This is a genomic window from Pseudomaricurvus sp. (assembly GCF_965662505.1).
Lineage (GTDB): Bacteria > Pseudomonadota > Gammaproteobacteria > Pseudomonadales > Cellvibrionaceae > Pseudomaricurvus.
Map to the genome: position 1 here is coordinate 17,548 of NZ_CBFIHX010000038.1, position 11,160 is coordinate 28,707.

Genomic DNA, 11,160 nt, shown 5'->3' on the forward strand with positions numbered 1-11,160 from the left:
ACTTTACTCAGCCCTCAGACTAAAATAATCTCTGATTTTTGCATCTCGCGTCAGCCAGGGATCGGTTTACTACCACACCTTGGCCATTTGTTTCGTCAAAAGAGGTCAAACCCGCAACAACATGCCGTCTCCGACTGTGCTTAAACTGCTCCGCAGCCCCCTGTTTTTGATCAGTGCCACCACCCTGATCTGCCTTCTCATCAGCGCCAGCTTGTTGAAGCAGCAGCATCACCAGCGCCTGGACATTCGCACCGATCAGTACGGTAATGCGCTGGCGTCTTTGGCCGCCAGTCAGGCCACAGATGCCACCATGAACCACGACCTTGTCAGCCTGCAGGTGACCGTCAGCGATATTGCCCGCAACCCCGATATTCTCAGCGTGACAGTGCACGACGTGGAAAATCACCTGCTGGTGCAGGCCGGAGACTCGCCCAACGCCGGAGACTACGCCAATCGCGACCACCAGTCCTACACCTCTCCTGTCACCCTACAAGACAGTATTGCCGGCTACGTCACCGTCACCATCGACACACAAACGCTCTACGAGCAGCTTGATGACACCTGGCTGATGGCCTTGTTGGGGCTTGCCGGAGCCATGCTGGTACTCAGCATCATTAACCAGCGGCAAGCGACCGATGACGAAGACGCGCCCTCCGAACCGCCACTGCCTGCTACCGTGGAGCAAACCGATGTAGCGGTAGCGGTGCCCCGTACGAGCCACAGTGACGAAGAAGAGTTTGTCACCCTGAAATTCTGCTGCCTCAATTGGCCTTCACTGAAACAACAGCTCAGTGCCACTTTACGTCAGCAGTTATTCGACGATCTCCAGAGCCACCTTAGCGGCATCAATGCACTTTATAGCGGCCGGATTACTCTGGCGGATCACGAAACTCTGGAGCTGGAATTTCACGGTGATGAGATCGGCAACACCACTTTTCGGGCGATTTGCGCTGCTCAACTGCTGTTCTCCCTGCTGCAAAAAGGCAGAGCCGGCATTCAACTGCACTACGCCGCCGCCATCTACCCCTCCCAAAAGGGTACCGGCCTCAACTTGTATCTGGATCAGGCCAAAACCCGCCAGCATCTGGTTTCAATCCTGCTGACACGGCAAAACCACAGCCTGTTACTGGACAGCCAAGACTGCGCGACGTCCCAGCTGCTGCAAAGGCTGGACACTGCCGAAGAACTGGTGGCTGATCAATGGATTTCAGTGGAAGGGCTGCGCCCCAGCTATCAGGGCCTGCTCGACAAACAGGCCAAACAGCTGCAGAGCCTGCAAACCGCCTGACCGCGATCCGGCAAAATCAAGGACCAAAGAGTAAGTTTTAAGGACCAAAAAGTAAGTATTAAGGATCAAAGAGTCAGGGATTGAAGAATCAGGGATTAAAGAGTTAAGACAGGAGCCCGATCAGGCTCCCAGATAGCGCTTGCGCTTGGCCGGTTTGAGCTTGGTCAAATCCGCCAGAAACAGACCGTCGATACAATCACTGAAATCCGGATCGACACTGAATGCCAGCAACTGAAACCCCCCCTCTTCAAACAACGCTGCGTACTGCTTGAACAACACCGGTACCTTCTCACCTTCCGCCTGGAAGATTTTCTGCAGCAGAGCAAAACCTTCGTCACGATCCAGTCCCTGCTCTTCACCTCCCCGTCCTTGATAAGCGGCCTCCATCTCACAGCGACGATCCGGCTCGATAAAATAGGGTTGTTTGGCACTGGCCAGAGCCTGCGGGCAGGCGTAATAACGCTGGTAATAAAACACCAGATGATCAATCAGTGATTTGGAAAAGCTGGCGCTGACCGTCACCGGCCCAATCAGATAGCGCACACCTTCGTTGTGATTCAGATAAGCGCCGATGCCCTGCCACAGGTAGTCCAGACTGTTCTTGCCCCAGTACTGGGGATTGACGAAGCTGCGCCCCAGCTCCAACCCCTGCTCCAGATAGGGACGAAAGCCCGGCTGAAAATCGAACAGCGTATGGGTGTACAAAGCCGCATCGCCAGATTCCTTCAGCAGCCTCGCCATATCCCCCAGACGATAAGCCCCGGCCAGACACATGGCCTCGCGATCCCACAACAACAAATGTTGATAACTGCGATCAAAAAGGTCCAGATCCCGTTTCGCGCCAGTACCCTCACCCACCTTGCGGAAGGTGTATTCCCGCAGGCGTCCTACCTCGCGCATGGTCACAGGACTCTCGGCATAACGGGTCAGAAGAATGCGGTTGCCGTCGCGGGTTTCGCCCAACGCCTGCATCTGACGGGACTCTTCCAACAACCGCAGACGATCTTCAGGGTGAGCAATGGTCTTTTCCGTGACAAACATCGGATTCTTGTGTTTGCGGCTACCCACTTTGTAAAGATGCTTTTTCAAGCGTTTGAGCAAGGCTCTATCCGGCAATTGATCGGTATGCAGGGCCGAACAGGGAATAGGCTCACCGACACAGAACTTAATCGTGGCCGACTTTTTATTGAACATCTCTTTCGCCAACAGTGCCGTCCCCAGTGGCTTGTACACCATGGAAGCACTGTAAAACAGCAACGAATTCTTGGCCTGAATGTGAATCGGCAGAATCGGCGCCTTGGCACGACGCGCCATTTTCAGAAACCCCGGACGCCAGCGAGTATCGCGAACTCCGTTGGGGCGTGCTCGAGACACCTCGCCGGCCGGGAAAACAATCACCGCGCGGTCTTTTTCCAGCTCATCCAGCGTCATGCGGAAGCTCTTCAGTGCCCCGCTGCCCGTCATATTGTCCAGCGGGATCAACAGCGGGTGCAGCGCTTCAAAATTCATCAGCATGTCATTGGCAATGATTTTGACGTCAGGCCGCACCTCGCAAACCAAACGCAGCAGCGCCAGACCGTCGAGCGAGCCAATGGGGTGATTAGCAATGATCACCACCCGACCCTGATCCGGGATATTGGCCTTGTCGCGACTGGACACGGTGTAGCTGAAATTGAAGTAATCGAACACACTCTCGATAAACGCAATCGGATCCAGACCCGCGTTATCCTTCAGGAAAGCGTTAATTTCCTGCTCGTGGGTCAGCCTCCGCAAGAATGAAAAGGTGGAACGTTTGATCATCTCCGGCTGCTGACCGAAACCGGGGTATTTGTCACAGAGGGTTTGTTCGATGTTGATCATAAAACTCGCTCATTTTCGTCTTGTTTTGACGCTGCCAGTGTTTATTGGATTACGACCAAATTACTGCGATCTTGTGACGGTTAAATGATGGTGCTGTGACACTAATGTGACTCCCCTTCGGGCCTTTTCCATCTAAAAACCACCCTCCTTATCACCAAGCTTACCTTTACGTTAACGTAAACTATTGCTAGTCTTACCTCTGTCTTGTCGCACTCGACCCTTTGGGCGGCTGCTCAAAATACCGGAATCACAGAAACCAATGACAACAAAAACCTACAGCATTACCGACCTGTCCCGGGAGTTCGACGTCACCACCCGTGCCATCCGCTTTTATGAGGACAAGGGCATGCTGACGCCCGAGCGCCGAGGCCAAACCCGCATTTACACCCCGGCGGACCGGACTAAGCTCAAGCTTATCCTGCGCGGTAAACGCCTCGGATTAACGCTGGATGAGAGCCGCGACATTATCGAGATGTACAACCCGGGTAAAAGCAACGCCGATCAGCTGGAGAAGCTGATCCTGAAAATCCGCGAGCGTCGCGATTATCTGCAACAACAGATGCACGATCTGGAAGTGATGATGGTCGACCTGCAATCTTCTGAGCGCAGCTGCCTGGAGGCGCTGCAAAAGATCGATCAGGAAAGCTACAAGAACCTGCAGGAAGAATCATTGGAAACGGATGCCTGAAACACCCAAACATCAACAGCTGCCATGAGCTGAACATTTGAACCTGATTTTTGAATTTGCATTAAGAAGAGACACACCATGAGCATCAGCTACCCATCGTTAAACTTTGACCTTGGCTCCGACATCGACATGCTACGCGACAGCGTGTATCAATTTTGCCAGGCCGAACTGGCGCCACGCGCCGAGCAAATCGACCGCGACAATGAATTCCCCATGGACATGTGGCGTAAGTTTGGCGATATGGGCCTGTTGGGCATGACCGTTGCCGAGGAGTTTGGCGGCACTAACATGGGCTACCTCGCCCACGTCGTCGCCATGGAAGAGATCTCTCGTGCCTCGGCGTCCGTCGGTTTATCGTACGGTGCTCATTCGAATCTGTGCGTTAACCAGATTCACAAGAACGGCACCCACGATCAAAAACTCAAGTACCTGCCCAAACTCTGTTCCGGTGAACACATTGGCGCGCTGGCCATGAGCGAGCCCAACGCCGGCAGCGATGTGGTCAGTATGAAATTGCGCGCAGAAAAACAGGGCGACAAGTACATCCTCAACGGCAACAAAATGTGGATCACCAATGGCCCCGACGCGCACACCTATGTGATTTACGCCAAAACTGACGTTGCCGCCAACTCTCGTGGCATCACCGCATTTATCGTCGAACGGGATTTCCCCGGATTCTCCCGTCATCAGAAACTGGACAAACTGGGCATGCGCGGCTCCAACACCTGCGAACTGGTGTTTCAGGATTGCGAAGTGCCTGCTGAGAATATCCTGGGTAAAGAAGGCGAAGGCGTAAAAGTTTTGATGAGCGGTCTGGATTTCGAGCGCACCATTCTTTCCGGTGGCCCAGTCGGCATCATGCAGGCCTGCATGGACATCGTCGTCCCTTACATTCACGACCGCAAACAATTCGGCCAGTCCATTGGTGAATTCCAATTGATGCAGGGCAAGGTAGCTGACATGTACACCGAATTAAACGCCTCCCGCGCCTATTTGTACGCAGTAGCCAAAGCCTGTGATCGCGGTGAAGAAAGCCGCAAGGACGCCGCCGCCGTGATTCTGTACACCGCTGAAAAAGCCACACAAATGGCCCTGCAAGCGATCCAGACTTTGGGCGGCAATGGCTACATTAACGAATTCGCCACCGGCCGTCTGCTGCGGGACGCCAAGCTGTATGAAATTGGCGCCGGCACCTCCGAAGTGCGCCGTATGCTGATTGGCCGAGAATTGTTTAACGAAACCAAATAAGACTGCTTAATGAAACCAAGTAAGACCGTTTAACGAAACCATGTTAGACCGCTTAACGAAATGCTATAGAGCGGAATATAAAAATATAGTACTGGCTGAACGCAAGCGTCGAAGGGAAAAATAATGAGCACCATCAAAACAAAGATCAATACTCGCTCTGCCGAGTTTATCGACAACACCGAACACATGCAGGTCCAGGTCGACGACCTGCGTGATAAGCTGGAAACGATCAAGCTGGGTGGCGGCGAGAAATCCTGTGCGCGTCATGTGTCACGCGGCAAGTTACTGCCCCGCGATCGGGTGCAGGCACTGCTGGATCCCGGCTCCCCTTTTCTCGAACTGTCGCAACTGGCGGCCTATGAAGTGTATCCGGACTATGTTCCCTCTGCCGGCATCATTACCGGCATTGGTCGGGTCAACGGCCAGGAGTGTGTGATTGTCGCCAACGACGCGACTGTGAAAGGCGGTACCTACTATCCGCTCACCGTAAAAAAACACATCCGTGCACAAACCATCGCTCAGGAAAATAACCTGCCCTGTATTTATCTGGTCGATTCCGGCGGAGCCAACCTGCCCAATCAAGATGAGGTGTTTCCTGATCGCGAGCACTTCGGTCGCATTTTCTTTAATCAGGCGAACATGTCCGCGCGCAACATGCCGCAAATTGCCGTGGTTATGGGCTCCTGTACCGCAGGAGGAGCCTATGTCCCCGCCATGGCCGATGAATCCATCATCGTCAAAGAACAAGGCACCATTTTTCTCGCAGGTCCGCCACTGGTGAAAGCCGCTACCGGTGAAGTGGTTTCCGCCGAAGAACTGGGCGGTGCCGAAGTACACACCCGTGTATCGGGCGTGGCCGACCATTTGGCTCAGAACGATCACCACGCCCTGCAACTGGCCAGACAATCCATAGGCCGCTTGAATCGGGTGAAACCCATTCAAAGCGATGTCGCCCCGGTCAAAGAACCGCTGTACGACAACAAAGAAATCTACGGCATCATTCCGAAAGACAGTCGTCAACCTTACGATGTGCGTGAAGTTATTGCCCGCGTAGTGGACGGTTCCGAATTCGACGAATTCAAAGCACAATACGGCACCACACTCGTGTGTGGCTTTGCGAGAATTTACGGATACCCAGTGGGTATTGTTGCCAACAACGGCATTCTGTTTGGCGAATCCGCACAAAAAGGTGCGCACTTTATTGAGCTATGTGGCCAGCGGAAAATTCCATTGGTGTTCCTGCAAAACATCACCGGCTTTATGGTCGGCAAGCAATACGAACACGGAGGCATTGCCAAACACGGTGCCAAAATGGTTACCGCCGTGGCTTCCGTTCAAGTGCCCAAGTTTACCGTGCTGATTGGCGGTTCGTTTGGTGCAGGCAACTACGGCATGTGTGGCCGGGCTTACGATCCCCGCTTTATGTTTATGTGGCCTAACGCACGCATCTCGGTCATGGGCGGCGAACAGGCCGCTGGCGTTCTGGCACAGGTCAAGCGCGATCAGAAAACCAAAGCCGGTGAAGAATGGAGCGTCGAAGCCGAAGCCGAATTCAAACAACCCATCATCGACACCTATGAGGAACAGGGACATCCCTACTTTGCGTCTGCCCGACTGTGGGATGACGGCGTGATTGACCCTGCGGATACCCGCATGGTGCTGGGGCTTTCCATTTCCGCCAGTTTGAACAAAGAAATTGAAGAGACTAAGTTTGGCGTCTTTAGAATGTAATGACGACCATTCAGTCAGCTTTTTGACCTACAACGGAGTAAATATGAATACAGTAGTCACTCACATCGACGATCGCGGTATCGCCACGGTTACCATGAATAACCCGGACAAGCACAACGCCTTCGACGATACCATCATCGCCGAACTCACTGCAGCCTTTAACCAAGTGGCCAGCGATGACAAAGTCCGCATTGTGATACTGGCTTCCGAAGGCAAAAGCTTTTCCGCCGGCGCCGATCTGAACTGGATGAAACGCATGGCAAGCTACACCCACGCCGAAAACTTGCGCGATTCACACGCACTGGCAGAAATGCTGCGCGTGCTGAACTTTATGCCCAAGCCCACCATTGCCCGCGTACAAGGTGCCGCCTTTGGTGGCGCAGTGGGACTGGTCAGCTGTTGCGATATGGCGGTGGCCTCACCCCGCGCCAGTTTCTGTCTGAGTGAAGTTAAAATTGGCTTGATGCCAGCCACCATCAGCCCCTATGTGGTGGCAGCGATAGGTCAACGGGCATCGCGCCGCTACTTCACCACTGCCGAACGTTTCAGTGCCGAGACCGCACAGCAGCTGGGTCTGGTCAGTGAGGTTGTCGAGGCAGAAGAAATGGATAGCACCATTGAACAGCTCATTACTCAATTGCTGGCCAACAGCCCTGCGGCAGTGACGGCAGCCAAGCAACTGGTGTTTGACGTAGCCGATCGAGTAATTGATACCCAGCTAATTGAAGACACCTGTACTCGTATTGCCGACATCCGTGTCTCGAAAGAAGGACAGGAAGGCCTGGGTGCGTTTTTGGAAAAACGCCAACCGACCTGGATACCGTCTTAACTCCTGGCAAACAGCCTGAAACCATTGCGCCCTGCTTATACGACTCGATTTCAAAAAAGACAAATAACTATGAATATCAAACAGTTCAGCAAAATCCTGATAGCCAACCGCGGTGAAATCGCTTGCCGCGTCATTCGCAGCGCCCGCAAAATGGGCATCCGCACCGTCGCGGTTTACAGCGATGCCGACCGCGATGCCTTGCATGTCGCTATGGCTGACGAAGCCGTCCATATCGGCGCGGCGCCATCACGAGAGTCTTATCTGGTGTTTGAGCGGGTCATCGAAGCAGCCAGGAAGACCGGAGCCGAAGCCATTCACCCCGGCTACGGCTTCCTGTCGGAAAATGCCGCTTTCTGCAATGCCTGCAAAGAGAATGGCATTGTGTTTATTGGCCCGCCTGTTAGTGCTATCGAAGCTATGGGGTCCAAATCCGCCGCCAAACAAATCATAGAAAAAGCTCAGGTGCCTCTGGTGCCCGGCTATCACGGCGAAGACCAGAGCCGCGACATTCTCAAACAAGCTTCTGACGATATGGGCTATCCGGTTCTGTTAAAAGCGGCCGCTGGCGGCGGCGGTAAAGGCATGCGTCAGGTGTGGAAAGAATCCGAATTTGACGAAGCACTCAACGCCGCCAAGCGCGAAGCCATGAACGGATTCGGCGACGATCACATGTTGGTGGAAAAGTATCTGACTCAACCCCGACATGTGGAAATTCAGGTTTTCTGTGATCAACACGGCAACGGCGTTTACCTGTTTGAGCGCGACTGTTCTGTGCAGCGTCGCCACCAGAAGGTGATTGAAGAAGCGCCAGCACCGGGCATGACCGAAGAGCTGCGCGCTGCCATGGGCGATGCCGCCCTGCGGGCTGCTCAGGCTATTGACTATGTTGGCGCCGGTACCGTGGAATTTCTGCTGGATGTGGACGGCTCATTCTATTTTATGGAAATGAACACACGGCTGCAGGTTGAACACCCGGTTACCGAGATGATTTCCGGTCAGGATCTGGTGGAATGGCAGCTTAGGGTTGCCGCAGGTGAACCCCTGCCATGCACCCAAGAGCAACTGACAATCAGAGGCCACGCGTTCGAAGCCCGTATCTACGCCGAAGATCCGGACAATGATTTTCTTCCAGTCACCGGCACCCTGTCGTTCTTGCAACCACCGGAAACCAGCGAGCATGTGAGAGTCGACACCGGTGTATTGCAGGGCGATGAAGTCAGTGTCTTTTACGATCCGATGATTGCCAAACTGATCGTGTGGGACGAAAACCGTGACAAAGCTTTGCAGCGCCTAACCAAAGCTCTGAGCGAATACCGCATCAGTGGCATGACCACCAACATCGATTTTCTCTACAACCTGGCGAACAGTGCGCCCTTCCGCAACGCGCAACTGGACACGGGCTTTATCGAAAAACATCACAGTGTGATATTCCACGATGAACCTCAGGATATTGAACAGGATTTACCACTGGCCGCACTCTATCTGGTGCTGAAGCAAGCGCATACCGCACAACAACAAGCGCTGCACTCTGTCGATGCCACTTCACCGTGGAATGCCACCAATGCCTGGCGTGTGAATGAGGCCCACCAGCATCATTTCAGCCTGTGTTTTCACGGCGAGGAATACCCAGTCACGGTGGAGCAGCACACCCTTCACAATATCACCACACCCACTACCCGCTACAGCATCAACGCCGCCGGCAAAACCGTAACCGCGGAAGGTCACCTGGAAGGCAATACCCTGCACGCGAACATAGACGGCTATCAATTCAAGGCCAGTGTCGCAGAGCACATTGATCCACAAGGCAACAGCTACAGTCTCTACACGCAAAGCAGCGCCCTGAATTTTTCACAAGTTGCTGTGGATCTAGGCGATTTCGATGGTGATTCCGGTACCGGCGGTCTGACCGCCCCCATGAACGGCACCATGGTCACACTGCTGGTTGACGCCGGAAGCACTGTCAGTAAAGGCGATGCCCTGCTGATCATGGAAGCCATGAAAATGGAACACACCATTCGCGCTCCAGCTGACGGGGTAGTGGAAGAATTTTTCTTCCAGGCGGGAGAGCTGGTGGATGGTGGGGCTGAGCTGGTAAAATTTGCAGCATCAGATAGCGCTTAATCAATATCCATTTGAAACCGCGAGTTCAGCTAACTCGCTCACAGGTAAATTTCATGACGTTACCCAAACACGTACGCATTGTTGAAGTCGGCCCCCGAGATGGCTTGCAGAATGAGAAGCAACCCATCGATGCAGCCACGAAAATCTCACTGGTTGAACGTCTTGCCGATGCGGGTGTTGCCCACATCGAAGCAGGAAGTTTTGTAAACCCGAAATGGGTTCCGCAAATGGCGGGCAGTGACGAAATTCTGTCAAACATTAACCGCAAGAGCGGTGTGGTCTACTCAGCTCTCACTCCCAACATTCAGGGGTTTGGTCGCGCCGTGCTCACCAATACCGATGAAGTGGCCATCTTTACCGCCGCTTCCGAGGCCTTCACACAAAAGAACATTAACTGCTCTATTGCCGAAAGCATTGAGCGGTTTGAGCCGATTATGGCCGAAGCCAAAGCTCGCAACCTCAAGGTTCGCTGCTATGTCTCCACGGCTTTTGGGTGTCCCTATGAGGGCTACGTCGATCCGGTGAAGGCCGCCGAAGTGGCGAAACAGCTCTATGACATGGGCTGCTACGAAGTTTCCATCAGCGACACCACCGGTGTCGCCACGCCGGAATCCACCCGACGCGTGCTGGAAGAGTGTCTGAAACTCATCCCGGTGGAACATCTCGCAGTCCACATGCACGATACCTACGGCCAGGCACTGGCCAATATTCTGGTGGCCCTGCAAATGGGGATCAGCGTGGTGGACAGCTCCGTCTCCGGCCTGGGCGGTTGCCCCTATGCCAAGGGCGCATCCGGCAATGTAGCCACTGAAGATGTGGTCTATATGCTCAACGGCATGGGCATCGAAACCGGCATTGACCTGGACAAATTAATTCAGGCGGGAGACTACATTTGTCAGCAACTGAACCGTGACAACGGCTCAAAAGTGGCAAAAGCGATACTGTCCAAGCAATAACGACAACTTAAGCCCCCGCTTTACTCGACCTTTGACACCCATCTCTACCCCCGATGGTCAGTATATTCCCGTGCCACGTGTGCTATTCTTGAACCCAGACGACCTAAAACAAGAATAGCCTCGGGCCACGGTATGCCTTTCATAGACGACCCCTCCGAACACTCTCTCAGCTACCAGGCACTCGCCACCGTGCTAAACAGTCTGGACGCCCTGGTCTATGTGTCCGACCTGGAAACCCACGAGCTTCTATTTCTGAACGAATATGGGAAATCTGTCTGGGGGTCACCCACAGGCAAAAAGTGCTACCAGCTCTTGCAAGCAGGTCAATCGTCTCCCTGCGAGTTTTGCACCAACCCCAAGCTGACCGATCAGCATGGCGAACCTACCGGAGTTTACGTCTGGGAGTTTCAAAACACTCAAAATCAGCATTGGTATCAAT

At 53.7% G+C, this 11,160-nt stretch carries 9 protein-coding genes; 8 read left to right on the forward strand and 1 reads right to left on the reverse strand.

Annotation, left to right across the window (positions count from 1 at the left end; translation table 11 throughout):
- The first annotated feature begins 121 nt into the window (after nt 1–121).
- Entirely contained in the window at nt 122–1,288 is a 1,167-nt protein-coding gene (locus tag ACTG33_RS07310; RefSeq protein ID WP_439134545.1) for a hypothetical protein, read from the forward strand.
- 120 nt (nt 1,289–1,408) lie between these two features.
- On the opposite strand, the gene ACTG33_RS07315 is transcribed toward ACTG33_RS07310, so the two are convergent.
- Nucleotides 1,409–3,148 carry a GNAT family N-acyltransferase gene (locus ACTG33_RS07315; RefSeq protein WP_439134546.1) on the reverse strand — a complete coding sequence of 580 codons (1,740 nt, stop codon included), beginning with the start codon at nt 3,146–3,148 and terminating at the stop codon, nt 1,409–1,411.
- 259 nt (nt 3,149–3,407) lie between these two features.
- Between ACTG33_RS07315 and ACTG33_RS07320 the strand changes: the two genes are divergently transcribed.
- From ACTG33_RS07320 to ACTG33_RS07350, 7 genes are all read left to right on the forward strand, one after another.
- On the forward strand, nt 3,408–3,836 hold the full coding sequence (locus ACTG33_RS07320; protein WP_439134547.1) for a MerR family transcriptional regulator: 429 nt from the start codon (nt 3,408–3,410) through the stop codon (nt 3,834–3,836).
- 78 nt (nt 3,837–3,914) lie between these two features.
- Complete coding sequence (locus ACTG33_RS07325) at nt 3,915–5,084, forward strand: isovaleryl-CoA dehydrogenase (protein WP_439134548.1); 1,170 nt, start codon at nt 3,915–3,917, stop codon at nt 5,082–5,084.
- 123 nt (nt 5,085–5,207) lie between these two features.
- Nucleotides 5,208–6,815 (forward strand): carboxyl transferase domain-containing protein, encoded by a 1,608-nt coding sequence (locus ACTG33_RS07330; protein WP_439134549.1) that lies wholly within the window; start codon nt 5,208–5,210, stop codon nt 6,813–6,815.
- Nucleotides 6,816–6,858: 43 nt separating this feature from the next.
- The gene (locus ACTG33_RS07335; RefSeq protein WP_439134550.1) at nt 6,859–7,644 is read left to right on the forward strand and encodes an enoyl-CoA hydratase/isomerase family protein; all 786 of its coding nucleotides are present in this window, start codon (nt 6,859–6,861) and stop codon (nt 7,642–7,644) included.
- Nucleotides 7,645–7,713: 69 nt separating this feature from the next.
- Nucleotides 7,714–9,765 carry an acetyl/propionyl/methylcrotonyl-CoA carboxylase subunit alpha gene (locus ACTG33_RS07340; protein WP_439134551.1) on the forward strand — a complete coding sequence of 684 codons (2,052 nt, stop codon included), beginning with the start codon at nt 7,714–7,716 and terminating at the stop codon, nt 9,763–9,765.
- A 53-nt stretch (nt 9,766–9,818) separates the two neighbouring features.
- A complete protein-coding gene (locus tag ACTG33_RS07345) occupies nt 9,819–10,721 on the forward strand; it encodes a hydroxymethylglutaryl-CoA lyase (RefSeq protein ID WP_439134552.1) in 903 nt (300 codons plus the stop codon).
- A 132-nt stretch (nt 10,722–10,853) separates the two neighbouring features.
- On the forward strand, nt 10,854–11,160 hold a 307-nt coding region (locus tag ACTG33_RS07350), incomplete at its 3' end, for a hypothetical protein (RefSeq protein ID WP_439134553.1).

Excerpts from the sequence above, each read along its gene's own strand:
- ACTG33_RS07310 (WP_439134545.1), top strand. The coding sequence starts at position 122 with ATGCCGTCTCCGACTGTGCTTAAACTGCTCCGCAGCCCCCTGTTTTTG.
- ACTG33_RS07315 (WP_439134546.1), bottom strand. The coding sequence starts at position 3,148 with ATGATCAACATCGAACAAACCCTCTGTGACAAATACCCCGGTTTCGGT.
- ACTG33_RS07320 (WP_439134547.1), top strand. The coding sequence starts at position 3,408 with ATGACAACAAAAACCTACAGCATTACCGACCTGTCCCGGGAGTTCGAC.
- ACTG33_RS07325 (WP_439134548.1), top strand. The coding sequence starts at position 3,915 with ATGAGCATCAGCTACCCATCGTTAAACTTTGACCTTGGCTCCGACATC.
- ACTG33_RS07330 (WP_439134549.1), top strand. The coding sequence starts at position 5,208 with ATGAGCACCATCAAAACAAAGATCAATACTCGCTCTGCCGAGTTTATC.
- ACTG33_RS07335 (WP_439134550.1), top strand. The coding sequence starts at position 6,859 with ATGAATACAGTAGTCACTCACATCGACGATCGCGGTATCGCCACGGTT.
- ACTG33_RS07340 (WP_439134551.1), top strand. The coding sequence starts at position 7,714 with ATGAATATCAAACAGTTCAGCAAAATCCTGATAGCCAACCGCGGTGAA.
- ACTG33_RS07345 (WP_439134552.1), top strand. The coding sequence starts at position 9,819 with ATGACGTTACCCAAACACGTACGCATTGTTGAAGTCGGCCCCCGAGAT.